The sequence below is a fragment of the Acrocarpospora macrocephala genome (assembly GCF_009687865.1).
Taxonomy (GTDB): Bacteria; Actinomycetota; Actinomycetes; order Streptosporangiales; family Streptosporangiaceae; genus Acrocarpospora; species Acrocarpospora macrocephala.
In genome coordinates this window covers 75,219-92,811 of record NZ_BLAE01000043.1, presented here as the reverse complement: position 1 = coordinate 92,811, position 17,593 = coordinate 75,219, and the positions used below count along the sequence as shown (strand labels likewise).

Annotated in this window: 11 protein-coding genes and 4 CRISPR repeat arrays; of the genes, 2 read left to right on the top strand and 9 right to left on the bottom strand. The window is 65.4% G+C overall.

Annotation, left to right across the window (positions count from 1 at the left end):
• From cas5e to Amac_RS33680, 6 genes are all read right to left on the bottom strand, one after another.
• Positions 1–476: type I-E CRISPR-associated protein Cas5/CasD (gene cas5e, locus Amac_RS33705; protein WP_155358476.1), on the bottom strand; the 476-nt coding region annotated here is incomplete at its 3' end.
• A complete protein-coding gene (gene cas7e, locus Amac_RS33700; RefSeq protein WP_155358461.1) occupies positions 473–1,669 on the bottom strand; it encodes a type I-E CRISPR-associated protein Cas7/Cse4/CasC in 1,197 nt (398 codons plus the stop codon). The genes cas7e and cas5e, both read right to left, overlap by 4 nt.
• Positions 1,669–2,319 carry a type I-E CRISPR-associated protein Cse2/CasB gene (gene casB / locus Amac_RS33695; RefSeq protein WP_155358460.1) on the bottom strand — a complete coding sequence of 217 codons (651 nt, stop codon included), beginning with the start codon at positions 2,317–2,319 and terminating at the stop codon, positions 1,669–1,671. The genes cas7e and casB overlap by 1 nt, the downstream gene beginning before the upstream one ends.
• On the bottom strand, positions 2,316–4,016 hold the full coding sequence (gene casA / locus Amac_RS33690) for a type I-E CRISPR-associated protein Cse1/CasA (RefSeq protein WP_155358459.1): 1,701 nt from the start codon (positions 4,014–4,016) through the stop codon (positions 2,316–2,318). The genes casB and casA overlap by 4 nt, the downstream gene beginning before the upstream one ends.
• A complete protein-coding gene (gene cas3 / locus Amac_RS33685) occupies positions 4,006–6,921 on the bottom strand; it encodes a CRISPR-associated helicase Cas3' (protein WP_218041446.1) in 2,916 nt (971 codons plus the stop codon). The genes casA and cas3 overlap by 11 nt, the downstream gene beginning before the upstream one ends.
• A 176-nt stretch (positions 6,922–7,097) precedes the next feature.
• Positions 7,098–7,857: direct repeats of the CRISPR family, unit length 28 nt; unit sequence GGACCATCCCCGCGTGCGCGGGGAGCAC.
• Between the two features lie 648 nt (positions 7,858–8,505).
• The gene (locus Amac_RS33680) at positions 8,506–8,775 is read right to left on the bottom strand and encodes an ATP-binding protein (protein ID WP_155358458.1); all 270 of its coding nucleotides are present in this window, start codon (positions 8,773–8,775) and stop codon (positions 8,506–8,508) included.
• 383 nt (positions 8,776–9,158) lie between these two features.
• Between Amac_RS33680 and Amac_RS33675 the strand changes: the two genes are divergently transcribed.
• Positions 9,159–9,569, top strand: a complete 411-nt coding sequence (locus Amac_RS33675) for a hypothetical protein (RefSeq protein WP_155358457.1) — start codon at positions 9,159–9,161, stop codon at positions 9,567–9,569.
• A 306-nt stretch (positions 9,570–9,875) separates the two neighbouring features.
• Here the strand turns inward: Amac_RS33675 and Amac_RS33670 are convergent, their stop codons facing one another.
• On the bottom strand, positions 9,876–10,427 hold the full coding sequence (locus Amac_RS33670) for a helix-turn-helix domain-containing protein (protein WP_155358456.1): 552 nt from the start codon (positions 10,425–10,427) through the stop codon (positions 9,876–9,878).
• Positions 10,428–10,465: 38 nt separating this feature from the next.
• On the opposite strand from Amac_RS33670, the gene Amac_RS33665 reads away from it, so the two are divergent.
• Positions 10,466–11,821, top strand: a complete 1,356-nt coding sequence (locus Amac_RS33665; protein WP_246268885.1) for an alpha/beta hydrolase — start codon at positions 10,466–10,468, stop codon at positions 11,819–11,821.
• 12 nt (positions 11,822–11,833) lie between these two features.
• Positions 11,834–12,106: direct repeats of the CRISPR family, unit length 29 nt; unit sequence GGACCATCCCCGCGTGCGCGGGGAGCACG.
• A gap of 490 nt (positions 12,107–12,596) precedes the next feature.
• Here Amac_RS33665 and Amac_RS33660 read toward each other — a convergent pair.
• Both Amac_RS33660 and Amac_RS33655 read right to left on the bottom strand, forming a co-directional pair.
• Positions 12,597–13,496 (bottom strand): nucleotidyl transferase AbiEii/AbiGii toxin family protein, encoded by a 900-nt coding sequence (locus tag Amac_RS33660; RefSeq protein WP_155358455.1) that lies wholly within the window; start codon positions 13,494–13,496, stop codon positions 12,597–12,599.
• Positions 13,496–13,993, bottom strand: a complete 498-nt coding sequence (locus Amac_RS33655; protein ID WP_218041445.1) for a type IV toxin-antitoxin system AbiEi family antitoxin domain-containing protein — start codon at positions 13,991–13,993, stop codon at positions 13,496–13,498. The genes Amac_RS33660 and Amac_RS33655 overlap by 1 nt, the downstream gene beginning before the upstream one ends.
• A gap of 413 nt (positions 13,994–14,406) precedes the next feature.
• Positions 14,407–14,679: a CRISPR direct-repeat array (repeat unit 28 nt; unit sequence GGACCATCCCCGCGTGCGCGGGGAGCAC).
• A 395-nt stretch (positions 14,680–15,074) separates the two neighbouring features.
• Positions 15,075–16,931: direct repeats of the CRISPR family, unit length 28 nt; unit sequence GGACCATCCCCGCGTGCGCGGGGAGCAC.
• Positions 16,932–17,593: the final 662 nt, after the last annotated feature.

Sequence of the window (17,593 nt, the reverse complement as noted above, 5' to 3'; positions counted from 1 at the left end):
CGCGAGGCCCGCCACTCTTCCTGACGAAGAGCTTCTTCAAGTGTCCGATCGTGGTGGACACCCAGATCGATCGGGCGGGTGGGTGGGCAGGAACGTCGTCCCAGGTAGGGAAGAAAGGTTGGCCTACGGAGCGCCTGGTGCAATTGTTCGATGAGGTCCTTCTCGCCTTCGACCGCCGCTACGAAAACGGCGTCGGCCAGGTAGAAACGCTCCGAGACGGGCATCGCGTCCCCGCTGACGAACCGGTGCGCGGTGTGGAAATCGCGAAGCAGGGTGCCACGCTGATCGACGCGTACGCCGAAGAGAAGACCGGAGAGATCAGAGATATCGTCAGACCGTAGCCGCCCCAGCGCCGCAGCCAGCAATCCGACCACTGCGCTTTTGGTGGGTGCAGATTCCGTGGTCCTCCGGGCGAAGCGCGAGGAAGCTCCCCAGGACTGTAAAGGCCCAGCGAGCTGCATAAGCAGAACGCTCATGCCCCACCCTGCCGCCGGACGATCTCCGCGCCGATCGAAGCCACCATTTCCCCGAGCGGCAGTTCACGACCAAGGTCGGAGAGCGCTTCGGTGTTCTTTCCGACTCTCAGCACCCACGTCGGGGTGTCTTCGGGCATTCCATACGCCGTCTCGACTTCGGGGATGTAGGCGGCCAGCAGCTCGGACGCTTGGCGCAGGTGCCCGCCGATCTCCGGTTCAACGCGGCAGGGTTCCTCGAACGCCGCCACGAAATTGATAGGCCGTGCCGAGCGCACCTTGATCACCACCGCGTCGGGGAGCGTATGGTTAGCGAAAGTGTTGAGCTTTCCGGTGGGGAGCGAGGTAAGGAAGCATTCGACGAACGCTTCCGTCGCTCGGCGGAGGGGCTCGGTTAGCGGTTCGTCTTCTTGTAGCCCCTTGCCGAGGTTCTTGCGGAGCAGATCGATGTCGACGGCCGCGTACCGGTAGAGGGTGGCGGAGTTGAACTCAACGGTGCCGATCATGCCCGCGCCTAGATCGTCGTCCTCCCGGATCTTGTAGTCGTCCACCGCCGTGTAGTAGTCGGATTCGTTGTCCACCTGGTGCACGCTGATGGCATGCGCGACCTGTGCCGCCGCGTCGACGTTGATGTCGGCATCGTCGGCCACCATGCGCCCGAACAAGGCGATATCGATCGAGTGGCGACTGCTGGCGATTTGCCTGGCGCGATCCTTGGTCGCCTTGTCCTTGAAGAAGTCCTTGCCGGCGCCATGTCCCTTGACGGCGAGCTCGGCCAGGCCATCGAGCTGGCTGGCGCTGAGGAACATCAGATACTTGGATTCCGGCGCGGCTTCGGGGCCTTCTTTGCTCTTGGACTCCGCCTTTCGTTTTGGTACCTCGATTTTGGAACCTGTCGCCGTCTGAACGGCCTCGGCGGCCAGGGCCCACGCTTGGGCCTGCTCGATGGAGCCATCCCGCTCCAAGATTCGCTCAGCCAGAAGTTCGGCGACCCGCCTGGTACGGACACCCAACTCGCTGGGGTCCAGCGAGTCGTGGAACGCACGCCGTGTCGCTCGTTTCCACGCCTGACTGGAGACACGCGCGCGCCGTACCCCGCCGTACATGGCAGTCTTCGGGGTCCCCGTGTCATCACGGTTCAGACAGCTCGGCGGAACCGTCTGGAGCACGTGAACTTCAAGAATGGTCCGCGTCATCAGATGTCCTTGTCGGTAGGCGAGTCCTCGCCGGACGGAGTCTCGGCTTTGGAGGTGTCGGCTTGGTAGGCGTGGAAACTCAGACCCCAGTTCTGGCGCACCAGGAGCATTCCGCCCGGAATCTGGGCTTGGTAAAGCTGACGAGCCAGGAGCGCGTAGTCGAGTGGGATCGATTCCCGTCGCAACAGGGAGATGATCTCTCTGAGCCGATAGGCGAGCGCTTCCCGAGTGCTGGCGCTTCCTACTCGGACGAAGCGGCGCCGAATCGTGTCGTCAATGGAACCCTCCGGCATGAGGCGGCGCACCGCCTCGCCCAACTGGACTCCTGGGCGATGCATTCTCTGTTCGGACCGTGATTGCTGGTGCAGCGCATACAGGGTCACCGCGAGGAACAGCGCGGCTTCGGCTTTGATCGCGTCACTTTCCGACAAGGTCTGCTCGCTGTGCAGGCGTTCCGCGCCGAACATGCCCCATAGATCCGGCACATCCTGAGGCAGCTTGCCCGCACCGCGTCTGAGCTGGGCCAGAGCCGCGACGGCTCCGCTCTGGTCCTTCAGGTAACCCTGCTGGAGCTCGGTGACGTAACCTCCTGCGGCCTCGCCGACCAGGTCCCTTATCGGACGCCGAGCAGTTGGCATGGCTGAGGTCATGACGGTGCCTCCACGTTCTGCGACTCGCTTTCGACGTCTCGCCTGCCACGGGTCGGATTGTCTTCCACGGCCATGGGCAGGGCCTTCCGTAGACGGGCATGGAATGTCAGGTCAGCCCTCGCCGCGGTCAGCCACAGTTCGTGTCCTTTACGCGTTTCGATGAGGCGGCCTCTCCATGCGGCGTCTCCCGCTGATTTCACGAGTTCGGTTCCCAGCCGTTTGATGAGCTGCAGCGCCTGCTGCTGCCATGCCTTTCGCCGTTCCTCGGGGAGATCGCCGGAGCGGAGCCCGGCCAGCCAGTCTCGGAACGATCCATCGAGAGTCGCGAAGCCGAGCGCCCGGGCCGCGGTCTTGGGCGGTTCGCTTTCGGCGCCCGCCGCGCGGGCCAGGTCAGCGGCGAGGTCCCCTAGGACGGTCACCGCGTTCTCCGCATCGCTCACCCCGTCGATGGCGGCCTGGCCCAGGCCCCTGTCTCGGTCATGGAGCAGCACCACGGCGATGGCGATCTCGTCATCGACGATTTCGTCGATGACCGACTGCTGGGTGCCGTAGATCGCACCGTACAGTCGGGCGCGGATCGGGAAATCCGCTGGCAGCGGGCCTTCTACGGTTAGGCGCGCCACCCAATCGAGTATTCGAGGTCGCACGATTGCCGCAGCCTCATCGCGCTGGTCGGCACCCTGCGCGCGACCGGCGATCAACGCGCCCAGTCCACGCCATGCGCTTCGACTGGGGTCGTGTTCTCGCGGAAGGTAAACCTGGGCCAGGCCGAGTTTCTTCTCCTGCGCGGCACTTCGCCGCCAACCCGTCATCGGTTCGTGCTGATGCCTGTTGTGCGCCGCGAGCGGATCTCCGTAGGCGAGGATGACGCCGTACACACCTTGTGCGTCGTAGGCCAGGCGGATGCGGCGCGATTGCCAGGTATAGAGGTCGCGCATGCCCGCAGGGCGTTTGCTCAGTTCCAGTGGTGCCGCCTGACTCGGGCCTGGGCATGGGCGGCGCCAAGCGGGGCGGTCATTCTCGGAATCGATCCGCAGATTGTCTGTGTCGAAGGCGACGAGGTTGAGCAGAAGCGTCTCGCGCAGATCTTTGCCCTCCACGAGGACTCCACCAAGCGTGCCGGCCCATGCGACGCCTTGCGGATACACCTTGCCACCCTTGACCCGGGGGTCGCCGACCGCGCCGGTCTTGATGCCCGAGGTGTCGAACGCGTGTGCGTGCACGAGCCATCGGGCCGCTTCGGCGAAGCCCAGCCGTTGTGTGCCGCGGGCGCGCATCGTGAAGAACGGCGCGCCGTTGGGTACGTCGGCCACGATACGGTCCAGAGAGCTGACCTCACCTGTGGCCGTGTTCAGACCGGCAGTTTGAAAGAACGGCCTGGTCGGGTGAAGGAGGTCAAAACGATCGCTGCCATCCAGGTAGCCGGTGATGACGTCGGCAGGGAGCCCGTTCTCCCACAGTTCCTGCCAATCGTCGAGGTCACATGGGCCATCGATCGCGTCGTGCAGGATCGCCAGCAGGAGCCTCAGCAGCGCGAACTCCTGGGTAGGAATATCTCCTACCAGCCGCCGCAACTCTCCGGCCCGGGCGAAGACATCCTGGAGAGACAACTCGCCTTCTGCACCGCTCTTGTACTGCACCGGCAACCATGGCCGACGGGTCAAATCAAATGACTGTGGAGCCGGTTCACCCGGCATTGGACACCTCCAGTCCATTGGCAGGCGAGTAATGCAAGTCGAAGCCTGCCAGCCGGGTCCGACAATCTTCGTCGAGCATGAGAATCAGCTCCCCGGCCAGCCAGTGGCATTCCTTGGACTGCCATGCCGGGATGCACTCGGCCTCCAGCTCCTCGATCGCCCGATCGAGGGTCGCCGGGATCGAGAATTGATAGGGCAGGCGTAACCCGCAAGCAGCCACGATGCGCTGCAGCCCCGGTTCAGGCACTGCTTCCGTTGGCAGTTCTCGCCCGCCACGCCCTTTACTCAGCCAGGGCACCGTGGCCAACGTTCCATCCGGGTGACGCTGCACGACGAAGACTTCGAGGCCCTCTACTCCGTCGCGAACCTGTGCTCGCCCGGAGCGCGTGTCATCGGCATCTCCCACCCCGGCATCCACCCAGCCGATGAGCGCGCGCCCTGGCTTGCCGACATCTTTGATCTGGAAGTCGCGTGCCTTCTTGACCTGCTCTCGCTGATGAAGCTCCTGTTCATCAGATGCTCGAATCATCGCCTCCTGCCAGTCTTCGGGACCGACTGGGTCAGGCCCATACGCGCGTTGGACAAGAGGACTGATGTCTTGCGGTAACCGCACGACACGACCGGTCTCAGCGGTCCCCGCCAAATACGGCTCCAGCACAGCGGCAGATCGAAGCAGCGCATGCATCCGGTAGATGCGCCTGGAACCCTTGACAGGCTCAACCGGAGCCGCCGTCCAATCCGCACCCGTTATCAAGCACCGCGCCGTACGTAGACGATACGGACGGTCACATTGATCCTCGCCGCGCATATGCCGATGGAGCCGGCCCATCCGCTGCAGTAAAAGGTCAATAGGGCAGAGATCTGACACCAGGAGGTCAAAGTCGACATCGAGGGACTGCTCCGCCACTTGACTGGCCACCACGATGTGCAAGTCGGTAGGTCTGCGCCCCGCACATTTTTCCGGCGGCCCGAAGCGTGCGAGCAGATCGGCATCCTTGCCCGCTCGGTCCAAGTCGAGGAAACGGGCATGCGCCACAGTGACTCGATCGAAGCCGAACCGCTCACCCAAATACGTAGCGGTCTCCAGAACACGCCCAACGGTATTGCGAACGACCAGCGCGCATCCGCCCTCAACCAGCTCCTCGGCAAGCCGATTCCCCAGCTCGACAAGGTCATCGCTCAAACGCTCAAGGTTGATCTCCGCGCTCCGGCTCGAAGGCGCCACAGCCTCCGTTATGGGCAGACCACCCGGTTCGATTGATGTCAGCAGCGGGTAACCATCCGCCGTCTCCAAGTCGGCAAAAGCGGCGCTGTCCCCAGCAGCACCCGCATAAGCTTCGGCAAGTTCCCGCCGCCGTCCGGCCGGAAGCGTCGCCGACAGCACCACAACCGGAACGCGATACGCACCCAGCCAAGAAAGCACCCGGTCCAGGTACGAGTTCATGTACGTGTCGTAGGCATGCGCCTCGTCGATGATGACGACCTTGCCCGCAAGTGCGAGGTGTCGTAGCGCAAGATGACGGCTCTTCAAGCCCATGAACAAGAGTTGGTCGATGGTTCCCACCCCGAACGAGGCCAGCATCGCCTTCTTCTTGCCCCGAAGCCACTGATGCGCGACGAGCTCCGCGGAGGACACCCGGCGGTCGTCGCGCGGTCGCCACTGATCCCCATGCCCATCGGCTTCGATCCCTCGTGCCGCCCGTCGGCCGGCATGCACGAGACCGGTGTATTCCTCGTTGAGCGCCGCCTTGGAGTGGGCCAACAGCACAGAACGAGGCCCGCGGTCAGGCTCTGCATCCGGGATTCGGCGCAGCCAATCCAGCAGACGTGGAAACATCGCATTACCCGTGGCCATGGTCGGCAGAGCGACATAACAGCCCCCCGCTCCAGAACGTGCCGCGAATATCTCGGCGACGGCCAAGGCCGCCTCGGTCTTCCCTTCACCCATCGGAGCTTCGATCACCAATAGCCCAGGCTGCGCCATACCCCGTGCCACCTGAACCGCACGCTCCTGAATCGGACGGACACGCGCCCCCGGCGGCAACCGAAACCGAGAAGAGAAAAACTCGGCTGGTTCCTCACCTTGGTCCACCGCCTGCCACGGGTTCGGCAAATTCAAACCACGCCACGCTGCCGCTACTCGCTCCGCATCGCTCGCTTTCCTCCCTTCGGGAAAGTACGGAAACAAGTCCGGATTACTAGCAATCCAATCAGCGACAATGACCAGCCCGGTCAACAATACTTGCGCCTGCTGCGAAAGCTTGACCGCCTGCCAGTCAGCGAAGCGATCACCAACCTCGCAAACTTTCGCACAACGATCGAGAAGCTCCCCTTGTACGTCTCGCCACACTGACGCGCTATCAGAGGTGCGCAGTAATTCTGGACGGATGGCCAACTCGCGGATGTCGGCACTCGTCGGCGGAACTCCATGATGTCCACCAGCAATGATAACGAACTGCAGTGCGGCAGACCGAGTCCAGCCATGCCGATCGATCAGCCATTCCTGCAGGAGAACCTGCCCAGCCAAACCATGCGGAGCAATCCGACGATCGGGCAGTTGTTTATAGCCTGGCATCGTCAGACCAACTGCCCGCATCCCTTCGGCAAGTGATTCCACCTGGCACGCGAAGGCCGGCGTAGCCTTCCCAATATCATGCGTCATCGCCAACCAGACTACGAGCCGACGCGCATCGCCATTCCCGCCAGGAAGAACATCGGCAATCATTCGCCGCACTTGAAGGGGAACCCAATGATCCCAGAGTTGCCCCGCCACAGCACCACTGTCAGCAAGGTGCCGCCATAACGGCAGCCACCCATCGGCATCTCGATCGTGCTTGGCCCAGACCGTACGCGCGGAAGCCGAAATTCCATCAGCGAACCGACCGCGGACCGTGTCGTCGATCACAAAGAGCTATCTAAGACCTTCCACCTCGCTATGTTTGCGACAACTCCAACATCATTATCGAATCGAGACGAAGCGGGCAAATTATCCCTTCGGGTGGACTGTTAATTCGTAATGTCCGATATGTCCACAGCGTATGGTGCTCATCACCATAGTTCTTCCATGAACCGTCCGACGAGGGACCATCCCCGCGTGCGCGGGGAGCACTCTCGCGAAAAGGACCCCGACAGGCTGATGCAAGGACCATCCCCGCGTGCGCGGGGAGCACAGCTTTGGCCCGTGGGCGGGATTCAGCCACAGGGGACCATCCCCGCGTGCGCGGGGAGCACTGCGTGCACCGCGAGTCCGTGCACGCGGACAGGGGACCATCCCCGCGTGCGCGGGGAGCACAGGACGCCGACCTCTTCCCGCAGGCCCGCCGTGGGACCATCCCCGCGTGCGCGGGGAGCACCTGATCGGGATCGCTGGTGGCGACTACACCTGCGGACCATCCCCGCGTGCGCGGGGAGCACGCCAGCCTCCCGCGCTCCAGCCAGGGGACCCGCGGACCATCCCCGCGTGCGCGGGGAGCACAGCCGTGGGCATTTCTGCCCGAGCTGGCGGCCGGGACCATCCCCGCGTGCGCGGGGAGCACAGGCAGGATGCCGAGCCGATGAGATCCTGTGGGGGACCATCCCCGCGTGCGCGGGGAGCACAGGTCACGTACGTGGTCGTAGGAGTCCGGCTCGGGACCATCCCCGCGTGCGCGGGGAGCACAAGATTGGGTGCTCTCGGGGGACGCTCGCCAAGGGACCATCCCCGCGTGCGCGGGGAGCACGGGCTGTTCCTTCTGGCCTTTGATCGTCTTGGGGGACCATCCCCGCGTGCGCGGGGAGCACCAGGACGCGATGCAGTTCAAGGTAGTCGGCCTGGGACCATCCCCGCGTGCGCGGGGAGCACACTCGCTGACCTGCATGGTTAACCGTCAAGATGGTGCTTTTTGAGCACTTCTAAGGAATCGAACATTTCGGACATCATTGGTCATTGGTCATTGGTGGAACCTATCTTGGCTGCCCGGGTCCCAGGGCTCAGAGGATATCGATGGTCGCTGGCCTAGCGTGCGCCGGTGTTAAGGCTTGGTCGAAGCGGTCCTGGGTTCGCGGTGGTGCCAACCAGAGGAAGGTGCCTGGACTCGCTGGCGACCATCCGGATGATGTCATGGCCGTCGCCGGCGAGGATCGTAAGGGGTGATCGCCTGAGGTGGCTGGGCACCGCGCGTGCTTGCAGGGCGATCGCCGTGTTCGGGCGTCGCCTCCTATCGATCGATGATCTCTTGACGCCGCACGGCGATCGACGCCCCGCCGATCCATTGGCCTGCTGGGACGGGGAAGGTGTGCCTCCACCAGTTCCAGGAGCGGTACCGCGCTTGGGCGGGGTGAGCGGGCGGTGAGCCTGTTGTTCGAGGCAAGTTCGACCGTCCCGCCGGTTGAAGGTTTGCTGGTGATGCCAGCCCGGGCCGCCCGCTCACCGTTCTCGGTGTTCTCGGGCACCTCCGGCTCGAACCACGGCGGGTCGGATTGAACCGTACGGCCCGGCCGCGGTCCTTTCCTAGTGGCCCCAGCCGTCGGCGAGCTGATCGACCAGCTGCAGCCCGCATCGGTCGGGACTCGGCACATCCGTCCGCGCCCGCACGTGGGGTGTGCTGGTGGCCGATCCCTCATCGACCACATCGACGTTGATGACGCCATCCTCGATGGTGACCTCCACCCGCACCTGCCCGTTGGGGTTGCGGCCCGATTCCGAGTGCTGCGTGGCGTTGGCGGCCAGCTCGCTGACGAGCAATAGGACGATGTGGAGTTCTTTCGATGTCCAGTCCAGTCAACAGCTGCTGGACATACGTACGCGCTGCCGGACAGACGCCGTATTTCCGGAAGTGATGGCCCCAAGCAGGAGAGCTGGTGAATCGTCCAACGGCTTAGCGTTCGTCATCGATCAGGACCCTCGCTTCCACATCGAGGCCTCGGTGCTGTGCTTCGGAGTCGCGCGCAGATCCGCGCGGGATGCGCTTGAGCACGGGGCGGTCCGAACCGCTTCATGTTCGGCACGCGACCGCCAGGAGTTGCCGCCGTGGGTCCACTCTGACCGCGCCTTTCGAGGTGAGTGGCTCTGGGCGGCGAGCTGCGAAAACGATCTTATGGAGATCGAAAGGTGCGTTGGGTGCATCAGTGCCCGAAGCGAAACAATCCATCGTGGAGGAGTCAATGACTTCAACAAGCGCCGCGTGGGTCCGTACGCGACGACGGCCGCTGGCCATGCTCGCCGTGCTTGGCCTCGCCATCGCCGCCTTCCTGACCACGGGTTCCGCAGCGACCCGCATCGGGGCCCTGCCCCCGTGCGGTGCCGAGATGCCCATACCTGGACACCCAGGCGAGACGTACGAGGTTCTCTGCCCGGAACCGGTCGAACTGCCGGACGAGCCCACCTGGCCGGGGGAATTCGAGGAAGACCCAGGCCCAGGCTGGCCCAACATTCCCCCCTGCCAGTCCAACTGCGGGCCGGACCCGGTCGAGGTACCGGACCTGCCCCCGTGGCCGGGGGACGATGAATCCGGGCAGAACCTGAAGACTCCGACGTCAAAGGACACCGTGCCCCCTGTGACGAAGGGCGCCTAGCACGACCTCGGACAGAGGCTCGCCAGACTCTTTTCTTGATCGCTTCATACGGGGAGGGCCGCTCCTGGGATGCGCATGCATCTCCAAGAGCGGCCAAGGCGTCACGATTGGCCCGCCGTTGACACCCCGCGTGCGCGGGGAGCACGCGGGGATCGACCGGGGTGTGCTCGTCTGGCCGGGACCATCCCCGCAGGCGCGGGGATGGACCTCACTCCGGAACAGCAGGAACCAGGCCAACGGGGACGCTGAGCGTACGACGGCTTCTCCGAGCAGGATGGTCAGCACGCAGCGTGAGTCGGCAGTATCTCAACCGGCCTGGGGGTCGGCGGGTGGTTCATCGATCGGGAACAGGATCGGGCTGAGCAGGTATTGCGTGCGGTCCGGCGTGGGTGGGTTCGCCAGCCGGGGTGCGATCGCGTGGCGCAGTTGACTGATCATCTCCAGGAGCTCGTCTCGGCTGAGCCAGACGGCGTGCTGGCGGTAGCCCACGAGATCTGCCGCCGGGTCGGCGTGATCCCGGTCCAGGTAGGCGTTGAACTCGGCGAGCAGCGCGGTCATCGCCACGGCGAATCCGCGCCGGTGATCGTCCAGGGTCAATGACTCGATCATGGCGGTGTCGATCACCGCCCGATCTTGCCTTAGTTGGTAGTGACGCTCCATGGCACCACGTACTCGCCGCTCGTCGGTGACCTGGAGGATGCCTCCGGCGGAGAGCAGGTCGATGTGTCGGTAGACGGTGGCCTTTGAGACCTCGGGGATCCGGTCGCACAGCTGGGAAGTGGTCAGTGTTCGACCGCCGCGCATCGCGTGCACGATGCGTAGCCGTACCGGGTGTCCCAGAAGCTCCAACGGGTCCATCCCCCTACGATTGCACATTGTGCTACCTTTCTCAAAAAATGAGAAAGCAGGGGGCGGCAATGGGAGCCGATCCGGTAGAGACCGCCACGGCGGTCGTCGAGATGGCGCGGAATGGACGCTTCACAGACATCGAGAAGTTGTTCGCCCCGCCGCTGCGAGCGGTGGTGTCCGCTGAGACGCTGCAAGTCGCCTGGGAGAGTCAGATCTCCAGGATCGGGGCGATCTCCGCGGTCGGGATGCCGATCAGTGAACCGGCCCCCGGGAGCTGGGTGACCGCATCGGGGAAGGCAGGGCTGGTCAAGGTGAGCGTCCCGGTGACGTACGAACGCGGCGGGCTGACGGTGGTCATGTCGGTCGACGAGACCGGCCTGCTGCAGGGAATGCAGCTCGCGCCCGCGCTAACCGAGCAATGGACGCCGCCGCCGTACGCCCGCCGCAAGAAGTTCGACGAGCACGAGGTCACCGTTGGCTCCGGCGCGCTGGCCGTGCCCGGCACGCTCAGCCTGCCGCGCGGGCGCGGACCATGGCCCGGCGTGGTGCTGCTCAGCGGCGGCGGACCGTTCGACCGCGACGCCACGAGCGGCCCCAACAAGCCGCTCAAGGACCTGGCCTGGGGGCTGGCCAGTCGTGGCGTGGCGGTGCTGCGCTTCGACAAGGTGACCTGCGCGCACGCCGAGCAGGTGGCCGCAAGGCCCGACTTCACGATGAGCGAGGAGTACATCCCGCACGCCGTCGCCGCCATCCACCTGCTCCAGCGCCACCCGGCCGTCGATGCGGGGAGGGTGCATGTCGCAGGCCATAGCATGGGCGGCAAGGTCGCCCCGCGGGTCGTCGCCGCCGAGCCATCCGTGGCTGGCCTGGTGCTCCTGGCCGGTGATACCCAGCCCATGCATCACGCTGCTGTGCGCGTCGTCCGCCATCTCGCCACGGTCAATCCCGGCCCGGCCGCCCAGTCCGCCGTCGAGGCGATCACGCGACAGGCCGCACTCGTCGACAGCCCCCACTTGTCGGCCGCCACTCCCACCGCGGACCTGCCATTCGGCTATTCGGGAGCGTACTGGCTGGACCTGCGCGGCTACGACCCCGTGGCGACCGCAGCCGCGTTGGACAAGCCGATGCTCATCCTTCAGGGCGGCCGCGACTACCAGGTGACCGTCGAAGACGATCTGTCGCGGTGGCAGGCTGGCCTAGCCCACCGGCCGGATGTCACCATCCGCGTCTACGACGCCGACGACCACATGTTCTTCTCCGGCACAGGCCCGTCCACGCCCGCGGACTACGAGGCGCCCCAGCACGTCGATGCGGCCGTCATCACTGACGTCGCCGAGTGGCTGACACCAGACCAGGGGAAGATCGCTCGATTTGTTACCAGCGTCAAGCGCCTCAAGCACTGACAGCTGTCGTCGGGACCACCCCCGCGTGCGCAAGGGGCACGAAGGCCAGCGGGTCGCGTACTTGTCGCCCAGAGGACCATCCCCGCGTGCGCGGGGAGCACGGCTGGCACCGGGATCTACACCGCCGACGCGGTGGACCATCCCCGCGTGCGCGGGGAGCACGCATGGGCTAAGCCGGAGAACCTGTCACCCGCGGGACCATCCCCGCGTGCGCGGGGAGCACGGCCTTGGCGGCCGGGCGTGTGGCGCTCGACCGGGACCATCCCCGCGTGCGCGGGGAGCACACTCGCTGACCTGCACAGTTAGCCATTGAGGTGACGCATTTTGAGTACTTCCAAAGAAGCGGGCATTTCGCACATTCTTGGTCATCGGTGGAACATGCCTTGGCTGCCGGAACCCCAGGCTCGGAGAATATCGATGGCGCTGGCCTAACGTGCACCGGTGCTGCACGCATGTTGGAGGCGTGGCCCTGCACGGGGCCATGTGCACGGTCGTTAAAGGTGGGATCCGTGAAGGTGCACAGCAGGCTGCGGCATTGATCGCCAACCTTCCGGCGGCCCATCGCAGTAACCATGTGATAGAGACCGGACGTATGGTGCTGCGAGCCGTCCCCATGGACCACCGTGACCATCCGGCCGTAGGTGAACTGAACGAGGTCTTGACTACCGAGCCACGGAAACCCAGTGGGCCCTGATCTGTTCGACTGCGCAGGGACCATCTCTACGTGTGTGGGGGCCAGAGATCGCTCGGATGCGATGCGGGTGTGGGTCCAGGCTCAGTTCCATGTTTTGCGTTCTGCCTCCCAGGTACGCCCAGCAGCTTGACCCTCTACGACAGGGTCCACGAACGCGACGACAAGATCTGCCACGTCGGCGAAGTTCTGCGGGTGAGCGGCGCCGGCCGGGCCTTGTCGTCGTATCCAGGCCGAGTACGAGGATTGCCGTCGCACGGGTAGATCGCTGATTCGAGAACTCAGCGGTTCAAGAACCACGCCCCTGTGTTCGGCTGTGGCGCTGACCGCGGCGGTGATTTCGTCACCGTTCAAGTTATTGAGCGAGATCAACCGGTAGATGTCTGCGTAATCCCGGTCCCGAGTATTGAGAGCGCCCAGGGATACCGCCGTGACCGCTTTCTCGGCGATGACAGTGGCGAGCGGGTATCCGTACACCTGGAAGCTCCCACCGGCCAACTGCTGGGGATAGTCGATGAGTTGAGGTGCGGGTGTGATCGGATCACCGAAGCTGACATCCAGCTGGAGCTTCAACCGGGCGCGGGCGATGTTCGAGGCCATGGAGAGCCGGAGCCCGTGATACTCATCGTCTTGGCGTATGGGTACTGTCCTGAGCGAGGTCGGGTCAAAGGTCACACCATCCTCGACAACTGTTTCGGCTATCCGCGCTATCCGCCGGATGATCTCGGCGTCGTCGCCGGGAAAAGCACGACCAAGAATGTCGATGTCCCTCGTCATGCGGCGGGCGCCGAACTGGGCCAGAAGCAGGCCGCCCTTGAGGACGAAGTGCCGCCCACCGAGCGGTGAGGCAGCCAACCGGAAGAGGAACCGTTCGAGCACGTACTCGACCATGATCTCGTCAGTGGACCGGCCTTCGCGGCGGGCCAGGGCACGTAGGTCGTTGTATACCTGGCCGGCGACATTAGTACGGGGCGGGTTGGGCATCAGGCCAACACCGCCTCGACCGCTGGACGGATCACTGGCATCGCGTTCAGTCTTTCGGCCATATCTTGAAGTTCATTGACTGCGGAACCGCCGCGGGTGCGTAGATACCGGCCGAGCGCGGAGAGCGCCAAGCTCTCTCCGATCAGATGGCGATGCCGCATCGCGTCGACCACACTCCGAGGTGCGCTGTACACGGGAATCTTTTCTCCGGGGGCGGCTTGGAACTCTTCACAGCCGAGGTCGAAGGTGCTGGCCGCGTACTGGGACACCACAACAGGGGGATAGGAAATCGATGGGCGATGGCTACCGCGGGCCACAGCGATGTGGACAGCTGAAGGTATGTCGTCGATGAGCTCATGGAGTACCAGGGCCGACTCCCCACAGATGATCGCGCGGGGCGCCCGCGCGCACACGGCAAGCAGATCAAGGTGAGCGGTTTCGGGAGCGTCCGCTTGGCGGTAGACCCCTCGCGACAGTTCATCGAGCTTTCCACCCACTACCAGCAGGGCAAGGCCATGGGATGAGACCCCGGCACGACGCGCTTGGGCAGCGGTAAACGTGGGCGGCAAGGCCGCCAGCCGTACTTCGAACGTCCGATCCTCCTCTGCCTCCGTGTATCAAATCCTACCCATCAACCTAGCTGAGGGGTGGGATTTGATCCATCAAGAGGTGCGCTCTGTTGGATAAGAGAGGCCAGTGGCCGAACAGCGGGCTTATCACATCCTGTGCGGTTGAAGCGGTTTGCGGCGCTGTCGTCGCACCGCCCCGGCGATTCTGGGCGAAACGGGGAAAGGGACCCCCATGTGAGCGGGGAGCACGCACGTGCGCCAGAGCGGCAGCCTCCTCCGGGCGGACCACCCCCGCGTGCGGGGAGCACTGCGCCTGGATGACGTGCGCCAACGCGCATGCGGGACCATCCCCGCGTGCGCGGGGAGCACTACCTCTAATGGCATGTTGGATGTTCCCCAAAGGGACCATCCCCGCGTGCGCGGGGGAGCACAGCTGCTCGTCGATCCGCTTCGCGCCCATGACGGGACCATCCCCGCGTGCGCGGGGAGCACCATGTCCACCGTCTCGTGCTGGCGGCTGCGCGGGGACCATCCCCGCGTGCGCGGGGAGCACAAGTACGAGAAGACGGCGAAAGCTTTCGGCCAGGGACCATCCCCGCGTGCGCGGGGAGCACAACAGCGTGCGCGCTCAAAGGATGCGAACACAGTGTGCTAGCGGTCATCAGTTTCTCCTGATCCACGGACGGCGGGGTCTGGGTGCATGGTCACGTGACATGACGGCTGACGGCCATCTCACATCCCGGCACGTGGCCTCTCTCTACCGTGAGATGAGAGCCCACGACGACGATGGCGTGGGCCGACGAAGGAGGCACACGGCGCCGATCGCCCCAGCCATCACCGGTGCTCAACCACCGCAAGCGATCGTCACGGCCCTCATCACCACGGCGCCGGGGCTTTGTCCCTCCAGGCGGGCGGCCATCAGAGTTGACCGCTGGCCCGGAATCTGGTGTCCGCCTGGCAGGACCCACGCGACCGTGAGTCTGGGTTTCCTGATGACCGCTCTCAACAGTGGACCATCCCCGCGTGCGCGGGGAGCACATCGAGAAAGAGCTGGTCAGGCGCGGTGTGAAGGGACCATCCCCGCGTGCGCGGGGAGCACAATGCGCCTGCGGCGACGTCGTGTTCGTGGTCGGGACCATCCCCGCGTGCGCGGGGAGCACGGCCCAGTCAATTGGTGGATCGAGGAGTCCGGGGGACCATCCCCGCGTGCGCGGGGAGCACCTGCTTTCACGTGCGCACCCTGCCTCATGGCTGGGACCATCCCCGCGGGCGCGGGGAGCACCAGTCCCCGGACTCGCACACGATCGCCACCAGGACCATCCCCGCGTGCGCGGGGAGCACGAAGTGAGTCGGCTCACAATTCGGCCAAAGAGGGGACCATCCCCGCGTGCGCGGGGAGCACTTGAGCGCGGCGTTCTTCGCCTTCAGCTGGTCGGGACCATCCCCGCGTGCGCGGGGAGCATGTGATCGCGCTGCTCGCAGGAGGCGCGGGATCGGGACCATCCCCGCGTGCGCGGGGAGCACCACAACATTTGGTCCCACCACGGCCGCGAGCTGGGACCATCCCCGCGTGCGCGGGGAGCACCAACCCCGGGTACAGCAGGGCGTTGTTGGCCTGGGACCATCCCCGCGTGCGCGGGGAGCACCCCGCCTGAGGTGACCGCAATGGCGTGGATGAGGGACCATCCCCGCGTGCGCGGGGAGCACCGTAAATTCGAGGGAATCCAGGGCCGCGTCCAGGGACCATCCCCGCGTGCGCGGGGAGCACGCGAGCGGCATGCTAGGTGCCCCCGTCGGGATGGGGACCATCCCCGCGTGCGCGGGGAGCACATCATCGGCAAGGAGCCGATGGACTTGGCCAAGGGACCATCCCCGCGTGCGCGGGGAGCACGCCTCCATAGGCTTTACGACACGCCGCGCTCTGGGACCATCCCCGCGTGCGCGGGGAGCACCGGATGACGGCCGGTCCGTTCGACGAGCCGGTGGGACCATCCCCGCGTGCGCGGGGAGCACGTACAAGGGAGACGACGTGGTGATGGCGGATGGGGACCATCCCCGCGTGCGCGGGGAGCACGCCCCGTCCGGTGCGCCCGATCACCGCCTCATGGACCATCCCCGCGTGCGCGGGGAGCACGTGGCCTGGCGTGTAGTGACAAGCTGGTGACAGGGACCATCCCCGCGTGCGCGGGGAGCACAGCAGGACCCCGATGACCTGCCCCCGCTCAGAAGGACCATCCCCGCGTGCGCGGGGAGCACTCCATGAGCGGTCGGAGCGCGGCGAGCGGGGCGGGACCATCCCCGCGTGCGCGGGGAGCACGAGGTTTTCGCCGGTCATCCAGTCGAGCATCCGGGACCATCCCCGCGTGCGCGGGGAGCACACCTCAGGAATCCCGTCTCCGATCATCCACGTCGGACCATCCCCGCGTGCGCGGGGAGCACCGGGCCGACGTGAAACACCACCCGCCACGCCCGGGACCATCCCCGCGTGCGCGGGGAGCACGCCGCCTACGTGAACCGGCGCCCGTTCGTGTGGGGACCATCCCCGCGTGCGCGGGGAGCACGCCGCAATCGAAACCAGGTACGCCGGCTGCCGGGGACCATCCCCGCGTGCGCGGGGAGCACGCGCCGTGAGCGTCCTCATCCACCCAATCGACCGGACCATCCCCGCGTGCGCGGGGAGCACCCGCGTTCGCCAACCGGGCCCGCAGCCGGGCGTGGACCATCCCCGCGTGCGCGGGGAGCACCGTCGGGGGCTCCGTGGCGATCAGCTCGGCCAGGGACCATCCCCGCGTGCGCGGGGAGCACACACGCCGACCGGTAGCGGGCCGATCTTCTTGGGGACCATCCCCGCGTGCGCGGGGAGCACACTCGCTGACCTGCACGGTTAATCGTCAAGATGGCGCATTTTGAGCACTTCCAAAGAATCGGACATCTCGCACATCATTGGTCATTGGTGGAACTGATCTTGGTTGCCGGGTCCCAGGCTCAGAGGATATCGATGGTCGCTGGCCCAGCGTGCGCCGGCGTTGCCGCATGTTGGGAGCGGTTGGTCGGTTCCAGGTGGTTCAGATCAGGCTTGGCGGTCCTGGGTTCAGGGTGGTGTCGACCCGAGGAAGGCGCCTGGACTCGCTGGTGACCAACCGGATGACGTCGTGGCCGTCGCGGCCGAGGGTCGTAGGGGGTATCGCCTGAGGTGGCTGGGCACCGCGCGTGCTTGCAGGGTGTTTCGGGCGTGGCTCCTCGGCGCGGGGCGTATCGAGGATACGAGGCAACGTCTGGACAGCGAGGGTCGGACACCATTTCTGGGCAGGACGATCGAGGCCAGTCGGCCTTAGCGCGGCGGCGCAGGTGAAGGCAGTGCTGTTCCTTCCTGTGTCACCCGCGAATTTCCTCGCTATTCCGCGATCACCCAGGCGAATGATCTGGAAATCGCTGTCCCCAGGGAGAAAGGCATCCAGGCCGCCGGTTGTCATAGTGGCGGAAGGCCATCAGGCGATCAGCCATCGACGATCTTCGAGGATCGGGGCG

What these genes read in the sequence shown, in the direction of transcription:
- cas7e (WP_155358461.1), bottom strand. Translation starts at nt 1,669, where the DNA reads ATGACGCGGACCATTCTTGAAGTTCACGTGCTCCAGACGGTTCCGCCG.
- casB (WP_155358460.1), bottom strand. Translation starts at nt 2,319, where the DNA reads ATGACCTCAGCCATGCCAACTGCTCGGCGTCCGATAAGGGACCTGGTC.
- casA (WP_155358459.1), bottom strand. Translation starts at nt 4,016, where the DNA reads ATGCCGGGTGAACCGGCTCCACAGTCATTTGATTTGACCCGTCGGCCA.
- Amac_RS33675 (WP_155358457.1), top strand. Translation starts at nt 9,159, where the DNA reads ATGACTTCAACAAGCGCCGCGTGGGTCCGTACGCGACGACGGCCGCTG.
- Amac_RS33670 (WP_155358456.1), bottom strand. Translation starts at nt 10,427, where the DNA reads ATGGACCCGTTGGAGCTTCTGGGACACCCGGTACGGCTACGCATCGTG.
- Amac_RS33665 (WP_246268885.1), top strand. Translation starts at nt 10,466, where the DNA reads ATGAGAAAGCAGGGGGCGGCAATGGGAGCCGATCCGGTAGAGACCGCC.
- Amac_RS33660 (WP_155358455.1), bottom strand. Translation starts at nt 13,496, where the DNA reads ATGCCCAACCCGCCCCGTACTAATGTCGCCGGCCAGGTATACAACGAC.